Origin of the sequence: Corallococcus sicarius (genome assembly GCF_003611735.1) — a bacterium.
Lineage (GTDB): Bacteria > Myxococcota > Myxococcia > Myxococcales > Myxococcaceae > Corallococcus > Corallococcus sicarius.
The window spans coordinates 1-15,157 of record NZ_RAWG01000072.1 but is presented as its reverse complement, the minus strand read 5'-3'; the positions used below and the strand labels follow the sequence as shown (position 1 = coordinate 15,157).

Annotated in this window: 16 protein-coding genes; 9 read left to right on the top strand and 7 right to left on the bottom strand. The window is 70.7% G+C overall.

Going from position 1 to position 15,157, the window contains the following annotated elements; all coding sequences use genetic code 11:
- Positions 1-12: 12 nt before the first annotated feature.
- Entirely contained in the window at positions 13-954 is a 942-nt protein-coding gene (locus tag D7X12_RS14100; RefSeq protein ID WP_208719018.1) for a hypothetical protein, read from the top strand.
- A 16-nt stretch (positions 955-970) separates the two neighbouring features.
- Here the strand turns inward: D7X12_RS14100 and D7X12_RS14095 are convergent, their stop codons facing one another.
- Complete coding sequence (locus D7X12_RS14095) at positions 971-1,597, bottom strand: hypothetical protein (protein ID WP_244224540.1); 627 nt, start codon at positions 1,595-1,597, stop codon at positions 971-973.
- Between the two features lie 22 nt (positions 1,598-1,619).
- Positions 1,620-2,180: a DUF4920 domain-containing protein gene (locus tag D7X12_RS14090; protein WP_208719016.1), complete on the bottom strand. Its 561-nt coding sequence runs from the start codon at positions 2,178-2,180 to the stop codon at positions 1,620-1,622.
- An 89-nt stretch (positions 2,181-2,269) separates the two neighbouring features.
- Between D7X12_RS14090 and D7X12_RS14085 the strand changes: the two genes are divergently transcribed.
- Both D7X12_RS14085 and plsY read left to right on the top strand, forming a co-directional pair.
- Positions 2,270-2,701, top strand: coding sequence for a DUF2752 domain-containing protein (locus D7X12_RS14085; protein ID WP_120625791.1), 432 nt, complete (start codon positions 2,270-2,272; stop codon positions 2,699-2,701).
- Positions 2,702-2,720: 19 nt separating this feature from the next.
- On the top strand, positions 2,721-3,299 hold the full coding sequence (plsY, locus tag D7X12_RS14080; protein WP_120625790.1) for a glycerol-3-phosphate 1-O-acyltransferase PlsY: 579 nt from the start codon (positions 2,721-2,723) through the stop codon (positions 3,297-3,299).
- Here the strand turns inward: plsY and D7X12_RS14075 are convergent.
- The 3 genes from D7X12_RS14075 to D7X12_RS14065 form a co-directional block, all read right to left on the bottom strand.
- Positions 3,225-4,454, bottom strand: coding sequence for a THUMP domain-containing class I SAM-dependent RNA methyltransferase (locus D7X12_RS14075; protein WP_120625789.1), 1,230 nt, complete (start codon positions 4,452-4,454; stop codon positions 3,225-3,227). The two genes, plsY and D7X12_RS14075, sit on opposite strands and share 75 nt — an antisense overlap.
- Positions 4,455-4,487: 33 nt before the next feature.
- Positions 4,488-4,772 (bottom strand): antibiotic biosynthesis monooxygenase family protein, encoded by a 285-nt coding sequence (locus D7X12_RS14070; RefSeq protein ID WP_120625788.1) that lies wholly within the window; start codon positions 4,770-4,772, stop codon positions 4,488-4,490.
- A gap of 109 nt (positions 4,773-4,881) precedes the next feature.
- Positions 4,882-7,938, bottom strand: a complete 3,057-nt coding sequence (locus D7X12_RS14065; RefSeq protein ID WP_208719014.1) for an FtsK/SpoIIIE family DNA translocase — start codon at positions 7,936-7,938, stop codon at positions 4,882-4,884.
- A gap of 189 nt (positions 7,939-8,127) precedes the next feature.
- Here D7X12_RS14065 and D7X12_RS14060 point away from each other — a divergent pair, with 189 nt between their 5' ends.
- Genes D7X12_RS14060 through gatB form a run of 4 tightly spaced genes read left to right on the top strand, consistent with a single transcriptional unit; the run spans position 8,128 to position 11,736 of the window.
- Positions 8,128-8,463, top strand: coding sequence for a TFIIB-type zinc ribbon-containing protein (locus tag D7X12_RS14060; protein ID WP_120625808.1), 336 nt, complete (start codon positions 8,128-8,130; stop codon positions 8,461-8,463).
- Between the two features lie 36 nt (positions 8,464-8,499).
- The gene (gene gatC / locus D7X12_RS14055) at positions 8,500-8,787 is read left to right on the top strand and encodes an Asp-tRNA(Asn)/Glu-tRNA(Gln) amidotransferase subunit GatC (RefSeq protein WP_120537697.1); all 288 of its coding nucleotides are present in this window, start codon (positions 8,500-8,502) and stop codon (positions 8,785-8,787) included.
- A 6-nt stretch (positions 8,788-8,793) separates the two neighbouring features.
- Positions 8,794-10,260: an Asp-tRNA(Asn)/Glu-tRNA(Gln) amidotransferase subunit GatA gene (gene gatA, locus D7X12_RS14050; protein WP_120625787.1), complete on the top strand. Its 1,467-nt coding sequence runs from the start codon at positions 8,794-8,796 to the stop codon at positions 10,258-10,260.
- A 30-nt stretch (positions 10,261-10,290) separates the two neighbouring features.
- Positions 10,291-11,736, top strand: coding sequence for an Asp-tRNA(Asn)/Glu-tRNA(Gln) amidotransferase subunit GatB (gene gatB, locus D7X12_RS14045; protein WP_120625786.1), 1,446 nt, complete (start codon positions 10,291-10,293; stop codon positions 11,734-11,736).
- Here gatB and D7X12_RS14040 read toward each other — a convergent pair.
- Positions 11,733-12,770 carry a carbon-nitrogen hydrolase family protein gene (locus D7X12_RS14040; protein ID WP_120625785.1) on the bottom strand — a complete coding sequence of 346 codons (1,038 nt, stop codon included), beginning with the start codon at positions 12,768-12,770 and terminating at the stop codon, positions 11,733-11,735. The two genes, gatB and D7X12_RS14040, sit on opposite strands and share 4 nt — an antisense overlap.
- A gap of 123 nt (positions 12,771-12,893) precedes the next feature.
- Between D7X12_RS14040 and D7X12_RS14035 the strand changes: the two genes are divergently transcribed.
- A complete protein-coding gene (locus D7X12_RS14035; protein WP_120625784.1) occupies positions 12,894-13,835 on the top strand; it encodes a YxiH-YxzG fusion protein in 942 nt (313 codons plus the stop codon).
- Here D7X12_RS14035 and D7X12_RS14030 read toward each other — a convergent pair.
- Positions 13,828-14,790, bottom strand: a complete 963-nt coding sequence (locus D7X12_RS14030; RefSeq protein ID WP_120625783.1) for an isopenicillin N synthase family dioxygenase — start codon at positions 14,788-14,790, stop codon at positions 13,828-13,830. The two genes, D7X12_RS14035 and D7X12_RS14030, sit on opposite strands and share 8 nt — an antisense overlap.
- Before the next feature lie 177 nt (positions 14,791-14,967).
- On the opposite strand from D7X12_RS14030, the gene D7X12_RS14025 reads away from it, so the two are divergent.
- On the top strand, positions 14,968-15,157 hold a 190-nt coding region (locus D7X12_RS14025; protein ID WP_147443654.1), incomplete at its 3' end, for a hypothetical protein.

Sequence of the window (15,157 nt, the reverse complement as noted above, 5' to 3'; positions counted from 1 at the left end):
GGAGCGCATCTGGTGAGCACGCAGCGCATTGACAAGTCATGGCAGACGAAGGGCCTCAAGGACTACCCGACAGAGGCCCTGCTGGGCACGCTGGGGCACTACGGCATCCCCGTGAGCGAGGAGGACTACCGCAAGCTCGCGGAGACGACCTATCCGCTCGGCATCGCCCAGAAGTGGAAGGGGACGTGGAAGGGCACCGGCCCGTTCAAGGACTACGTCGTGGCCGCGGCCGTGGAGCTGTGGCGCCGGTGGATGGCGGACCGCGTGTCCCCCCAGGACTTCACCGAGGGGCTGGCGGCGCTGATGAATGCGCTCGTCCAGCGCCTGAACGGCGTGCAGGACGCCCCGGTGGCCGCCGCCTTCGAGCGCGTGAAGTCCCTGCGCTCGCGCCTCACGCTGGATGACAAGGGCAACCTGCCCGCGCCGTTCCTCCAGGAGGCGCTGGCGCCCTTCTCCGAGAAGGACGCGGAGCTGTTCGACAGCCTGGCGGAGTCGCTGGCCGTCCAGAAGCACCTGGACGATGCGACGGCGTTCGCCGACATCGAGGAGTTCCTGCTGCCCGACCGGCGCGGCATCTCCCAGGCGGTGGTGCGCGCGGCCCGGGGCGAGCGCGAGCCCGCCATCCAGGACCTCAAGAACCTCATCCACGACACGGCGCGCGCGCCCATCTCGCGGCTGCTGGCGGTGGACGGCCTCATCCACCTGCAGGCGTGGATTGACGCGGCCATCGAAGGCCGCACCCTGCTGGCGGACGCGGAGAAGGCGAACGACATCCACCTGTCGCTCGACCTGGTGCCCCGCCTGGAGCACATCTTCAAGCAGCAGAACGACCGCGCGGCGCTCCTGGAGCTGATGGGCACGCAGGAGCGGCTGGAGGCCCTGCACGACAAGATGCACCCGGGCCACCGGCAGCACCGGCACCAGAACCCGCACCCCCAGCCCCGGCGGCGTTAGCGCCCGGGAGGGCCGCTCACCCCGTGCCCGTGCGCTTGGGGCCCCGTGACCGCGGGGCCCTGGCGCTGGCCGTGTCCGGGGGAGCGCTCGGGGCCGGGGCTCCGGCTTCGGGCGTCAGGGCTCCGGCGACCGTGTTCCCGGGCATCGCCGTGGGCGCGCGCTTGAGCTTCACCGCGCTCACGCCGGGCACGCCCTCCGCCACGTCCCGCACGGGCACCACGGCGCCCACGGTGGTGTAGCGGATGGCGCCCGTCTGGGTGAAGGCGTGCTTGAGGGCGTACTCCTTCGCGCGGGGGATGAACCACTCGCGCACCTGGGGCAGGGGCAGCACGTGCAGCTCGCCCTGCGTGAGGAACACGTACACCATCAGGTCCGCGCCGCTGTAGAGGAAGCAGCCCGGGGTGTCCTTCTCCAGGTTGGACACCAGCTCGAAGAAGTAGCGGCGGCGGGTGGCGTTGCGGTCGCCCTTCACCTCGATGCCGCGCACCTCGCCCGTGGGCAGCTCCCAGAGCAGGTCCACGCCCCGGTGCTGGAAGCGCGGATCCAACTGCACGTCGTGCACGCGGGAGCCCGGCTCCGTCTCCAGGAGCCACGCGCGGGCGTGCTGCACGGCCCGGTCGGCCGCGCCCTGCACGCCTCGCATGCTGAAGCTGCGGCCTCCCATGCTACGGGCGGCGCAGTTCGACGCCGGAGGCCACGAGCTGGACCTCGCGCGGCTTGCCGTCGGTGCCGCGGGGGACGATGGCGCCCTCGGCCTCGTAGTGCTTCGCGTGGGCGTCGCTCAGCTCCGCGACCTTCACCACGCCCTCCACGCGCGCCTGCGAGCCCGCGGAGTCCAGCGGGACGAAGAAGCCGTAGTCCTTGAACGTCACGCGCACGCCCGGGCTCTTGGCGTCCTGGGCCAGCTCCATCCAGCAGCCCTTCTTCTCACACGCCTTGCGCACCTGGCCCTCCAGACGCACGGACTTGCCGTCGTGGGCCTGGGGCTTCGCGAGCAGCTCCGAGAGCTTCACGGCCGGCGCGCCCTTGAGGGGCTCGCCCCGGGTGAGCGTCCAGCCGGTGTTCGCGTCCTTGGCGGCTTCCGGGGCCTTGGCCTTGGCCTCGGCGGGGTGGTGGCAGTCGCTCGTCGCGGCGGCGGCCTTGGCGGGCGCGGGCGTCTTCTCCGCGGCGAGTGCCACGAGGGGAACGGCGACCAGCGTCAGGAGGGCGGTGCGGAGCATGTGCATGCCCGTTCGCTTAGCCCAGGTTTCCGGGCCCGGGCAAGGCGCCCCTTCCATCCTTCCGGCTTGTCCAGCACACTCGACGTGAGGTGCGCATGAAGGTCACCATCCCCGCCCCCAACCGCCGGTTGGGTACATTCGAATGGCTCGGGCTCCTCGGACTCGGGGGGCTGCTCGTGGGGCGCTACGTCCCCGTGGCCCGCATCATCCCGTTCTGGGGCTGCGTGCTGCGCGAGCACACAGGCTGGCCCTGCCTGGGCTGTGGGCTCACCCGGGTGGCGGACCGCGTGGCGCACTTCAACATCCCGGGCGCCTGGGAGGCCAACCCGCTGGGCACCGTGTTCGCGCTGCTGTTCGCCGCGGCGGCGGTGGCGACGGTGCTGCACTTCCTCTTCGCGCTGCCCATCCCGGAGGTGGAGCTGGAGGAGCGCGAGTGGCGGTGGCTGCGCATCGCGTTCCCCCTGGTGTTGCTCGTCAATTACGCCTACGTCGTGGTGCAAACCCGCTTCCCGCACCTGCTGTCGTAGGGCTTACGCCCGTCCTTCCGTGCTCACCGCCTTCCTCCTGCTGGGCTACCTCTGCGGCTCCGTGCCCTTCGGCGTGCTGCTGACGCGGTGGCTGCGCGGCGTGGACGTGCGCGACAGCGGCAGCGGCAACATTGGCGCCACCAACGTCACGCGCGTCGCGGGCAAGAAGCTGGGCGCGGTGGTGCTGCTCCTGGACGCGCTCAAGGGGGCGCTGCCGGTGGGGCTCGCGCTGCACTGGATGCCCGGGGATGCGCGCTCGCACGCGCTGGTGGGGCTGGCCGCGGTGCTGGGCCACGTGTACCCGGTCTGGCTGCGGCTCAAGGGTGGCAAGGGCGTGGCCACCGCGCTGGGCGTGCTGTGCGTGCTGGTGCCCACGGCGGCGCTCGCCGGGGCGGCCATCTACGGGCTGGTGGTGGCGAAGTGGCGCGTCAGCTCCGTGGGGTCGCTGTCCGCCGCGGTCGTCGCCATCGTCACCGCGTTCTTCACCGCGCGCTCCCGCGACTACGTGCTGCTCACCGCGGGGCTATTCGTCCTCATGCTCTGGACGCACAGGAGCAACCTGCTGCGACTCGCCCGGAGAAGCGAGCACCGGCTGTGAGCCGCCGGGCGTGAACGGCGCGCGGTAGCCCAGCAGGGTGCAGGGGATGGGGCCGTTCCACACGTCGCGCCTCGTCATGGGCCGCGCGTGGAAGGCGCTCTCGAAGGCGGGGTTGCCGGACAGCACCCACACGCGCCAGCCCGGCAGCGCGCGCAGCGAGTCGCCCAGCTTGAAGTAGAAGGTCTTCATGCCCTTCTGGCCGCCGGAGCCCAGCCGGTCGCCATAGGGCGGGTTGGTGAGGATGAGCCCGCCGCCCTCCGGCAGGGGCCCGAGCTTCGTCGCGTCGCCCACGGCGAGCTGGATCTCCTCGCCCAGCTTCGCCGCCTTCACGTTGCGGTCCGCGGCCTCCAGGGCCTCCTCGCTCTTGTCGAAGCCGAGGATGGGGACCTCCACCTTGCGCTCGTTGCGCCGCGCGTCCGCGCGCAGGTCCGCGAGCAGCTCTCGCGCGCGGGTGCCCATGTGCGGCCAGCGCTCCACCGCGAAGCTGCGGCCGATGCCCGGGGCGCGCTTGCGTGCGATGAGGCCGCCTTCGATGACGATGGTGCCCGAGCCGCACATCGGATCCACCAGCGCCTCCTGGCCGGTGTAGCCCGCCGCGCGCAGCAGGGCCGCGGCCAGGTTCTCCTTCATGGGCGCGGGGGTGGGGCGCACGCGGTAGCCGCGCCGGTTCAGCGGGTCGCCCACCAGGTCCAGCGACAGGGACAGCTTCTCCTTCACCAGGTGCGCCACCACGGACACGTCCGGGTTGCGCGTGTCCACGTCCGGCCGCGAGCCCAGCTTGTCGCGCAGCCGGTCCACGATGGCGTCCTTCACCTTCAGCGCCACGAAGCCCGAGTGCGCGTGCTCGGTGTCCTTGAGGTTCGCGTCCACCGCGAACGTCACGTTGGTGGTGAGGTGCTCCTCCCACGGCACGCTCGCGACGGCGTCGTAGAGCCCCTGCGCGCCGGGGGCGGAGAACTCGCCCAGCGGGTAGAGCACGCGCATGGCGATGCGGGACCAGAGGCAGACGTTGAGGGCCTCATCAAGCGCGGCCATGAAGCGCACACCGCCGCGGTCCTGGCGGATGCGCTTCGCGCCGAGCTCCTTCAGCTCCTCGGCCAGCAGGTCCTCGGTGCCACGCGCGGCGGTGGCGAATAGGGCAAGACGTTCAGCCATGGTGCACGCCCTTAGACGAGCCGGGGGCGATTGTCATGTGGCCACGACCTCGTACATCGCGAAGGTGGCGTCTTCCTGCGAGGCGCTGGCCCCCTTTGCCCGCTGGAAGTCCTCGGACTGGAAGTAGGCCTTCATGGCGTCGCGGTCCTTCCAGCGCGTCACCAGCAGGATTTCGGGCGAGCGCTCGAAGGAGCGCAGCACCTCCAGGCCCAGGAAGCCTTCGTAGCCGTCCACGCGCCGGGAGCGTTCCTGGAGGCGGTGGACCCAGCCGTCGGCCTCTTCGGGGGAGGCTCGGAAGCGGGAGATGGCGACGATCATTCGCGGGCAGCTCCAGGAGAGGGACACGAAGACAACGGGGGCGCCCGGAGCAGGTCCGGAGCGCCCCCGTGGGGAGAACCTCTGGGGAACGGGGGGCCGTTCCCGGCGGCTACATGGCCCCGGCGCCGGGCATGTCGCCCAGGCCGCGCAGCAGCACCTCGCGGGGCTTGGCGCCGTCCGCGGGGCCCACCACGCCGTCGCGCTCCATGCGCTCAATCATGCGCGCCGCGCGGTTGTAGCCGATGCGCATCTTGCGCTGGAGCATGGAGATGGAGACGGAGCGCATCTCGCTGACGGCCGCGAGCGCCTGGTCGTAGAGCTCGTCGGACAGCTCGTCCTCCTCGCCCCCGCTCTCCACGTCCTCGTCGCGCGGCTTGAGGATGGACTCGTCGAAGACAGGCTTGCCCTGGGCCTTGAGGTGGTCCACGGCCTTCTTGATCTCCTGCTCGGACACGTAGGCGCCGTGCACGCGCTGCAGGTGGGCGCTCGTGGGCGGCATGATGAGCATGTCGCCCATGCCCAGCAGGGCCTCCGCGCCCACGGTGCCAAGAATCGTCATCGAGTCCGGCTTCGAGCGCAGCATGAAGCTGATGCGCGTGGGGAAGTTGGCCTTGATGATGCCGGTGACGACGTCCGTGGACGGACGCTGCGTCGCGACCATCAGGTGGATGCCGGCCGCGCGCGCCATCTGCGCGAGGCGCGCCACGTACGTCTCCACCTCGCGGCTCGCCACCATCATGAGGTCCGCCAACTCGTCGATGATGACGACGATGTAGGGCAGCTTCTTGAGCTCCTTCTTGTCCGCGGCGGCCTGCGCGGGCGCGGCGGCGTCGGCGTCCTCCTCGAACTCCGCGTCCACCTCGCCGTCGGCCTCCAGGTCGGGGGCGGGCTCGGAGACGATGGCTTCGCGCAGGTCGTCGCTGTCGTCCTCGCGCGGGGCGGCCACGCCCATGCCTTCGCTGGCGGAGGCGGAGGCCTCGCTGCCCTCCACGTCCACGACGAAGAGCTTCTTGGGCTTCGACTTCTTCTTCGCGGCGGGCGCGGCGGCGGGCGTCACCTCCGACGCGCGGGTCTCCACCATCTTGTTGTAGCCGGCGATGTTGCGCACGCCCGCCTCGGAGAGCAGCTGGTAGCGGCGCTCCATCTCCTCCACCGCCCAGCGCAGCGCGAGCGCGGCCTTCTTGGGGTCGGTGACGACGGGGAGCAGCAGGTGCGGGATGCCCTCGTAGACGGAGAGCTCCAGCATCTTCGGGTCCACCATGATGAAGCGGACCTCCTCGGGCGTGGCCTTGAGGAGGATGCTCATGATCATCGCGTTCACCGCCACGGACTTGCCGGAGCCGGTGGTGCCTGCGATGAGCAGGTGGGGCGCCTTCACCAGGTCGAAGACGTACGGCATGCCTTCGATGTCCTTGCCCACGCACATGGTGAGCTTGCTGACGCTCTTCTGGAACGTGTCCTGTTCGGCGATCTCCTTGAGGAACACCGTCTCGCGGTCGCGGTTGGGGACTTCAATGCCCACCACGCCCTTGCCGGGGATGGGGGCGACGATGCGCACGCGCATGGCCTCCATCGCCATGGCCAGGTCGTCCTGGAGCGCGGCGATCTTGCTGACCTTGATGCCGGGTCCGGGGAGGAACTCGTACATGGTGACGACGGGGCCCGGGCGGATCTCCACCACCTCGCCCACGATGCCGAAGTCCGCGAGCTTCGCGCGCAGCTTCTCCGCCGTGACGAGGAACGCGTCCTTGTCCAGCGCGGTGCGCTCCTTCTTGTCCGCCTCCAGCACGTCCAGCGGCGGCAGCGAGAAGCTCTTGCGGTCGCCGACGAACTCGAACTCCTCATGCGACCGCTTCACCGCGGTGGGCTTGGGCGGGGCCTTGGGCTCCACGATGAGCGGCAGGCGCGCCAGGGCGGCGGGCTGCGCGGGGATGAGGGCGTTGCCCGGCGCGGCGGCCACGGGCTTCTCCACCACGGGCTTCACGGGCTCGGCCACCGGGGGGGCGAGCGACGCGGCGGGCACGGGCGGCGAGGACGGCGCGGCGGGCGGGGTGACGATCTGCGGCGTCTTGCGCGCACGGCGCGGCGGCTCCGCGCCCTCCGCGTTGGCGGGCAGCTGCGGCTGGGGGGCGAGGAAGGACGCGGCCCAGGCCGGGTCGGCGCCCGGGGAACGGCGCTCCGCGCGCTCGGGAGGCAGCGAGGGCTGCTCGTCCTGCGCGTCGTCCTCTTCCGGCGTCTCGTCGCGCGCGGGCTTCTTCTCCGGCTTCTCGCGCCCCTCCTTGAGCGCCTTCTTCGCGTTGGCGGCCTGCTCCTTCTCCGCCAGGCGGGCCAGGCGCACGGCCTCCTCGGCCATGGCCTCCGCCTCGGCGGCCTCGGCCTCCTCGGCCAGACGCTCGGCCTCGGAGAGCTCCTCCTCCTCGGCCTCCAGCTCGGCGAGGAAGGCGGCCTCCTCCTCCTTCTCCTTCGCGAGCCGCTCCTGGCGGGCCTGGTAGGAGACCTTCTGCGCCTCCCAGAAGACGTGGGCGGACGCGGAGATGCGGCGGCCCAGCACCGTCAGGCCGGCCCACACGAACGAGCACAGCTTGAAGAACGTGTACTGCGTGCCCACGATGAGCGCCGCCGCGCTGATGGCGGTGACGAGGATGACGGTGCCGACGGTGGAGAACATGCCCTCCATCAGGCCGCCCAGGCCCGCGCCCAGCGCGCCACCGGGCGGATGCGCCCAGCCCTTGTCCTTGGCGAACATGAGCTGCGAGAGCACGGCCACGCTGCACGTGAGCAGCGCCAGGGAGATGATCTGCGGCAGGCGGCGCCGCTCGCGGTTGCCCACGAAGAGCACCACGGCGGTGTAGATGCCACCCACGGGGATGAAGTAGGCGCACACACCGAGCGCGCCCCGGAGCGTCTCCGCGATGAGGTGGCCCATGGGGCCCACCGCGTTGCGGAAGCCGGGACCCGTGCGGTCATGCGCGTCGAACGTGGCGACCGCCAGCAAGGACAGCAGCGAGGCGGCCAGGACGAAGACGCCCACGAGCGCCCGTCTGGCCGGGCTGGCTGCGCCCCCCGCCTTCATCTTCTTGTTCGCGAGCGCCTTGCGCTTGGTCGCGATTTCCTGTCGGGAGAGCACTGCCTTCTCCGCCCGACCACCCTTCTTGGCCGCTGTCATGGACCCCGGTTCCCTCTGCCCGATTCCAGCCGCGTAGCGAGCTGTAGCAATCCGCGCGGCGAGAATAGGGAGGGACGGCGTGGGGTCAATTTTCCGGCAGGCCTCCGAGGGGGCTGGACAGGGCCTACATTTCGGCTGCGAGCCCGGGGGGAGAGGGTATGGTGCCCCCCGCCAAGGAGAACCCGAACCATGTCCAACCTGACCCCTGAGAAGCCCTCCAACAACGAAGACGACTACTTCGCGCGCGAGGAGATTGAAGCCAAGCGCAAGCTGGCCCTCCAGCAGACCCAGGAGACGGCGGCCCTCCAGCGCGAGGAGCTCAAGAAGCTGCACTTCATGAAGTGCCCCAAGTGCGGCATGGACCTGCAGACGCTCAAGCAGGGCAACGTGGAGCTGGAGAGCTGCTTCAACTGCCACGGTGTGTGGCTGGACGCGGGCGAGCTGGGCGAGGTCATGAAGCAGCACGGCCACGAGGGCGGCGGCAAGGTGATGGGCGCCATCCTCAACCTGTTCAAGCGCAGCTAGCAGGCGGTTTTCCCCTCACGGGAGGAGGCTTCTTCCATGGCCCTCACGCTCGAGCAGGTCCGGCACGTAGCCACCCTGGCGCGGCTGTCACTGACGCCGCAAGAGGAGGCGCGCTACGCCACCCAACTGTCCCAGGTGTTGGACGCGGTGGCGGAGCTGGAGGCGCTGGATGTCAGCCAGGTGGAGCCCACCTCCCACGCGACGCTCGCGTCCTCGCTGTTGCGCGAGGACGTGATGCGGCCGTCGCTGCCCCCGGAAGCGGGCCTCGCCAACGCGCCAGCGAAGGTGGGCACCGCCTTCGCGGTCCCGAAGATCCTGGAGTAGCCCGCCATGTCGTCGACGCTCACCGACCTGTCGATGCTGGAGCTGGCGGCGAAGCTGGCCGCGCGCGAGGTGTCCTCGGTGGAGGCCACCCGCGCGAGCCTCCAGCGCATCGCCCAGGTGGATCCGAAGGTGCGCGCGTTCCTGCGCGTGGACGAGCCCGGGGCGCTGAAGGCCGCCGAGGCCAGCGATGCGCGCCGCCACGCGGGCAGTCCCGCCAGTGCGCTCGACGGCGTGCCCGTGGGCCTGAAGGACATCTTCCTCACGCAAGGGCTGGAGACCACCTGCGGCTCGCGCATCCTGGAGGGCTTCGTCCCGCCGTATGACGCCACGGTGGTGCGCCTGCTGAAGGAGGCGGGGTTGCCGCTCGTGGGCAAGCTGAACATGGACGAGTTCGCCATGGGCTCGTCCAACGAGTCGAGCGCGTACTTCCCCACCCACAACCCGTGGGACCTGTCGCGCACGCCGGGCGGCTCGTCGGGTGGTTCGGCCGCGGCGGTGGCGGCGCGCGAGGTGTTTGGCGCGCTGGGCACGGACACGGGCGGCTCCATCCGCCAGCCCGCGGCGCTCACCAACACCGTGGGGCTCAAGCCCACCTACGGCCGGGTGTCGCGCTATGGCGTCATCGCCTTCGCCTCGTCGTTGGATCAGCCGGGCCCGATGGCGCGCACGGTGGCGGACACCGCGGCGCTCTTCCAGCTCATCGCGCGGCATGATCCGCGCGACTCCACCTCCGCGGACGTGGCGACGCCGGACTGCCTCACGGGGCTGGAGGACGGGGTGCGCGGCCTCAAGCTGGGCGTGCCGCGCGAGTACTTCACCGCGGGCATGGACCCGGAGGTGGAGGGCACGCTGAGAGCGTCGCTGGAGGAGTTCGAGCGGATGGGCGCGACGCTGGTGGACGTGTCGCTGCCGCACACGAAGTACGCGCTCGCCACGTACTACCTGCTGGCCTCCTCCGAGGCGTCCAGCAACCTGGCCCGCTACGACGGCATCCGCTACGGGCAGCGGGCGAAGGACGCGCGCGGGCTCAAGGAGCTGTACGCACAGACGCGAGGGCAGGGCTTCGGCGCGGAGGTGAAGCGCCGCATCATGCTGGGCACCTACGCGCTGTCCGCCGGCTACTACGACGCCTACTACCTGCGCGCGCAGAAGGTCCGCACGCTCATCCGCGAGGACTTCACGCGGGCCTTCCAGCAGGTGGATGCGCTCGTGTCGCCCACGTCGCCCGTGCCGGCGTTCAAGCTGGGCGACAAGGTGGACGACCCGTTGGCCATGTACCTGATGGACGTCTACACGCTGCCCTGCAACCTGGCGGGCCTGCCCGGCCTGTCCGTGCCGTGCGGCTTCACGCAGGCGGGGCTGCCGGTGGGGCTGCAACTCCTGGGGCGCCCGTTCGACGAGGCCCGCCTGCTGCGCATCGCCCGCGCGTTCGAGCGCGAGCACGACTTCTTCCGCCGCGCCGCCCCCGTCTAGCGGGGAGCAGGCCGGCAAGGTGACACCGCCATGCCCCTGAGCGATTTCCAGACGGTCATCGGCCTCGAGGTCCACGCGCAGCTGCTCACGCAGTCGAAGATCTTCTGCGGCTGCTCCACCGCGTTCGGCGCCGAACCCAACCACCACACCTGTCCGGTGTGCCTGGGGATGCCCGGCGTGCTGCCGGTGCTCAACGCGCGCGTGGTGGAGTACGCGGTGCGCACGGGCCTGGCGCTCGGGTGCACGGTGAAGCCCACGAGCGTGTGGAGCCGGAAGAACTACTTCTACCCGGACCTGCCCAAGGGCTATCAGATCACCCAGTACGACCAGCCCATCTGCGAGTGGGGCGAGCTGGTCATCGACACGCCGTCGGGTGAGAAGACGGTGCGCGTGCGGCGCATCCACCTGGAGGAGGACGCGGGCAAGAGCGTGCACGACGCGTCCGCTTCCGCGGGCCAGAGCCTGGTGGACCTGAACCGCGCGGGCGTGCCGCTGATGGAGATCGTCAGCGAGCCGGACCTGCGCGACGCGGACGAGGCGGTGGAGTACCTCAAGGCGCTGCGCGACGTGCTGGTGTACCTGGGCGTCAACGACGGCAACCTGGAGGAGGGCAGCTTCCGCTGCGACGCCAACGTGTCGGTGATGCCGAAGGGGTCCACCACCTACGGGCAGCGCTGCGAATTGAAGAACCTCAACTCGTTCCGCTTCCTCAAGCAGGCCATCGAGTACGAGGCGGCGCGGCAGGTGGACGTCCTGGAGTCGGGCGGCAAGGTGGACCAGGAGACGCGCCTCTGGGACGTGAACAAGGGCATCACCCGGTCGATGCGCTCCAAGGAGGACGCGCACGACTACCGCTACTTCCCGGAGCCGGACCTCCAGCCGCTCCTCGTGTCGGACGCGCTCCGGGACTCGCAGGCGAAGGTGCTGCCGGAGCTGCCCCGCGCGAAGCGCACGCGCTTCATGGGCGAGTACGGCCTGCCGGCCTACGACGCGCGCATCCTCACCGCCGAGCGACCGCTGGCGGACTTCTTCGAGGCCTGCGCAGCCCACGCGCCGGACGCGAAGAAGCTCTCCAACCTGTTCCTGGGCGAGTTCAGCCGCCTCTTGAAGGACGAAGGCACGCCGCTGTCCGCGCTGCGCTTCACGCCGACGCAGCTGGGGGAACTCCTGGCCACGGTGGAGAAGGGCACGGTGTCCGCGAACGCGGCCAAGGACGTGCTCGGGGAGATGTTCCGCACCGGCCGCGCGCCGGCGGACGTCATCGCGGAGAAGGGCCTCGCGCAGGTGAGCGACGTGGGCGCGGTGGAGGCGGTGGTGGACGACATCCTCGCGAAGAACGCGGGCGAGGTGGAGAAGTACAAGGCCGGCAAGAAGAGCGTGTACGGCTTCTTCGTGGGCCAGGTGATGAAGGCGATGAAGGGCAAGGGCAACCCCGGCCTCGTCAACGAGCTGCTCAAGAAGAAGCTGGGGGATTAGCGCGGCACGGTGACGTGCAGCACGTCCTCGCCGCGCGGATCCGCGGACTGGGCGAGCACGTGTACGTCGTCCGGCCCCCGGCGCTCCATGATGAGCGAGGGGGCCTCGAAGGTGTTGTCGAAGAAGCCGCCGGTGAGCTGCGGGTTCACCGCGTAGCGCACGCGCTTGAGCGTGCGCAGCTGGCTGAAGAGGCCCTCGTTGACCCACTGCTCGCTGCGGAGCTGCGACTCGCCGGGCGCGTTGAAGGCCCAGGGCGCATCCCAGGCCCACGCGTTGGCGGACGGCTGCGCGAGCACGTCCACGCCGAGCGCGTCCAGGTACTGCGCGCACGGCACGAACCCCGGCTCGCCGGAGGTGTGCGCTTCGCGGAAGCCGTCGTAGCAGACGAGCGTGCCCAGCTTGCCGAAGGGTGTGTCCACCACGGGCAGATCCTCGGGGCGGCCGGGGCTCAGGTTCAGCACGTCCTCCTGCGTGGGGACCAGGTTCACCTTGCGCGTGACGCTCACGCAGTGCCCGTCCGGTGAGAACGTGTAGCTGGTGTTGAAGGTGCGGGCGCCCGCCGGTTCGTATTCGGGCGTGTCGATGCCCAGGCGGTTGGCGGGGAGCAGCGCGCTGCCGGCCACGACCCACAGGCCGTAGTCACGCGCGATGCCGGAGAAGGTCTCGAACATGGTCCGGTGCACGCGGGGCGCCACCGTGGCGTAGAGGCACTCCTCCATCGACGGAGGCCGGAAGGCGCGCCACGTGCGGAACAGGCCTCGCCACTCCGCCAGCGCTGCGCGCGTCATCGCGCCGTTGGTCGTCTTGTAGCGGCGCACGCGCGACACGTTGCCCATCAGCAGGAGCGCCGCGCCCACCATCTCCGGCCACACCGCGAGCGCGGGGTTCAGCGGCCGGCCCGCGGCATCCCGGGGCCGCAGCGCGTCCACCCGCGCGGCCAGGGCCCGGTGGTGCGCGGCGAACGTCTCCGGCGAGGCGTAATCGTCGAGTGTGACGCGCGACTGGATGGCGAACAGGTCGAGGGAAGTGGTCACGGAGACGGGAGGATGGCACTGAACCCTGGGAGGGGCGAGCCTCGTGGCACGGGACCGTCAGGTTCCGTCCGCGCTCCCGTCGGGCCCCTCTTCCCGGAGCGCCGTGGAGGAAACGTGACGCGGATGAAGAGGACCCTCACCGCCGAGGTGCACACGCGGGTCGACGCGGCGGAGGCGCTCGCGGGACGCAAGGCGAAGGCCTGGGGCGTGGCGCCGGACCACACGCTGTGGTGGCTCGCGGACGGCGGACGCGAAGGGGACGAGGTCCTTCATCACGCGGAGGACTGGGACACCTGGGAGCGGTTCGCGCTGCCTCGCGGGGCGCCGGACTTCGACTTCGTCCAACCGCTGCCCGGGGACGAGGTGCTGCTCGTGAACGCACGTTGCAGCTTCCGCTCCGAGAAGGAGCACGAGCGCAACGCCTGGGTCTGCTCGCGGGAGGGCACGCTGCTGCGGGCGATGACGCTGGGGGACGGCATCGCGGATGTGCAGACGACGGCCGACGGACAGGTCTGGGTCAGCTACTTCGACGAAGGCGTCATCGGAAACCGGGGCTGGGGACGCGGTGATGCCGCCTCCACACCCATCGGCGCGGACGGCCTGGTGCGCTTCGATGCCCTGGGACAGCGCCAGGAGAGCGGCGTGTCGATGGCGCTCGGCCTGGAGGAGATCATCGTGGACTGCTACGCGCTCAACGTCGCGTCCGAGCAGGAGACCTGGTTCTACAGCTACACGGACTTCCCGCTCGTGCGCCTGCGGCCCGGACGCCCGTCCACGGTCTGGGCGTCGCCGGTGCGGGGCGCGCACGCCATCGTCGTCAGCGACACGCACGTGCTGTTCGGCGGCGGCTACGAGGACCGGTGTGAGCTCCAGCTCTTCTCGCTGTACGACAAGGGCCACCAGCGGCTCGGCCCCGTGGCCCGCGTCGTGCTCACGGACGAGACGGGACGTCCGTGGCAGCCCACGCGGCTCGAGGGGCGGGGCGCCTGGCTCCACGGCGCGGAAGGGACGCGCCACTTCCGCGTGGACCTGATGGCGCTGATTGCGCGGGCAGCGGCTACTTGAGGAAGCCCAGCTCGCGCAGCCGCTGCTTGAGGAACGCGTCCGCGGTGATGGGCGGGTGGCGCGCGGGGTTGTCCGGCGTCTCCGTCTGCGGCAGCGGCTTGAGGACGCAGTCGGAGTAGGGGTGCACGAAGAAGGGCATCGAGTAGCGCACGGTGTCCTGCTCCGTGCTGGGCGGGTTCACCACCCGGTGCGTCGTGGACGGGATGACGCCGTTCATCACCCGGCTGAGCATGTCGCCGGAGTCCACGACGATCTGCCCGCGCAGCGTGTCCACCGGGATCCACTCGCCGTCGCGCGTGAGCAGCTCCAGGCCGCCGGACGTGCCCTCACACAGGAGGGTGATGAAGTTGATGTCCTCGTGCTCGGCGGCGCGCACCGCGCCCGGGATGAAGCGGTCCTTCAGGGGCGGGTAGTGGATGAGCCGCAGCACGGAGTTGCCGTCCACCGTCATGTCGCTGAACGTGTTGCGCGCGATGCCCAGGTAGTCCGCGAGCGCCTGGAGCATCACCGTCGCGGCGTCGTCCAGCTCCCGGTAGAGCGTCAGCGTGTTCTGACGGAAGGTGGGCACCTCCTCCGGCCACACATTGGCGCCGTAGTCGTCGCGGTAGGGGTGGCCCACGGGCAGCTCCCGGCCCACGTGCCAGAACTCCTTCATGTCCCCCACCTTGCGGTTCTTCGCGTGCTCCTGGCCGAACGCCATGAAGCCGCGCTGGCCCGGGCGCTCCGGCACCGCGTAGCGCGTCTTGGCGGACTCCGGCAGTTGGAAGAAGCGCTCCACGTCCGTGTACGTGCGGCGGATGAGCGCGTCCTCGACGCCGTGGCCCTCCACGGTCACGAAGCCGAACTCCTTGAGCGCGTCGCCAAACACCTGGACGAAGCGGGCCCGCTCGTCGGGCGTGCCGGAGCGGTAGTGGGACAGATTCACGGTGGGAATGCGTCGGGCCGAGCGGGACATGGGGCCGCATCCTAGCCTCGTGACTCCTTCCTGACACGCCGCAGTCCTCCGCCCAACCCTCACCCCGACCCACGGATGGAAGTGCCCCTCACTTTGTGACACCGGCCCTTGTCGACAGTGGATGCCGGGCTTCCTGGATGTACAGATTGGGCGGGGATTGGCCAGAGGGGGGGCGGTATGGCCGAAGTCGCGAGGAGCCATCGCACGTGTGGGGCGTGCGGTCGGAGGCATGGACCGGAGACGGCGTGCGACACGCTCGTCCCGGAGGCAGGCGACGGGGTGGCGGGCGCCGTGGCGGAGCCGGCCGTGGCGCCGGTGGAGGAGGTGGATCCGCTGGTGGGGACCCGGATGGGCAGCTTCCGGCTGG

Bases quoted from the DNA above. Each gene is read 5' to 3' on its own strand.
- D7X12_RS14095 (WP_244224540.1), bottom strand. From the start codon at position 1,597: ATGCGAGGCGTGCAGGGCGCGGCCGACCGGGCCGTGCAGCACGCCCGC.
- D7X12_RS14090 (WP_208719016.1), bottom strand. From the start codon at position 2,180: ATGCACATGCTCCGCACCGCCCTCCTGACGCTGGTCGCCGTTCCCCTC.
- D7X12_RS14085 (WP_120625791.1), top strand. From the start codon at position 2,270: ATGAAGGTCACCATCCCCGCCCCCAACCGCCGGTTGGGTACATTCGAA.
- D7X12_RS14075 (WP_120625789.1), bottom strand. From the start codon at position 4,454: ATGGCTGAACGTCTTGCCCTATTCGCCACCGCCGCGCGTGGCACCGAG.
- D7X12_RS14070 (WP_120625788.1), bottom strand. From the start codon at position 4,772: ATGATCGTCGCCATCTCCCGCTTCCGAGCCTCCCCCGAAGAGGCCGAC.
- D7X12_RS14065 (WP_208719014.1), bottom strand. From the start codon at position 7,938: ATGACAGCGGCCAAGAAGGGTGGTCGGGCGGAGAAGGCAGTGCTCTCC.
- D7X12_RS14060 (WP_120625808.1), top strand. From the start codon at position 8,128: ATGTCCAACCTGACCCCTGAGAAGCCCTCCAACAACGAAGACGACTAC.
- gatC (WP_120537697.1), top strand. From the start codon at position 8,500: ATGGCCCTCACGCTCGAGCAGGTCCGGCACGTAGCCACCCTGGCGCGG.
- gatA (WP_120625787.1), top strand. From the start codon at position 8,794: ATGTCGTCGACGCTCACCGACCTGTCGATGCTGGAGCTGGCGGCGAAG.
- gatB (WP_120625786.1), top strand. From the start codon at position 10,291: ATGCCCCTGAGCGATTTCCAGACGGTCATCGGCCTCGAGGTCCACGCG.
- D7X12_RS14035 (WP_120625784.1), top strand. From the start codon at position 12,894: ATGAAGAGGACCCTCACCGCCGAGGTGCACACGCGGGTCGACGCGGCG.
- D7X12_RS14030 (WP_120625783.1), bottom strand. From the start codon at position 14,790: ATGTCCCGCTCGGCCCGACGCATTCCCACCGTGAATCTGTCCCACTAC.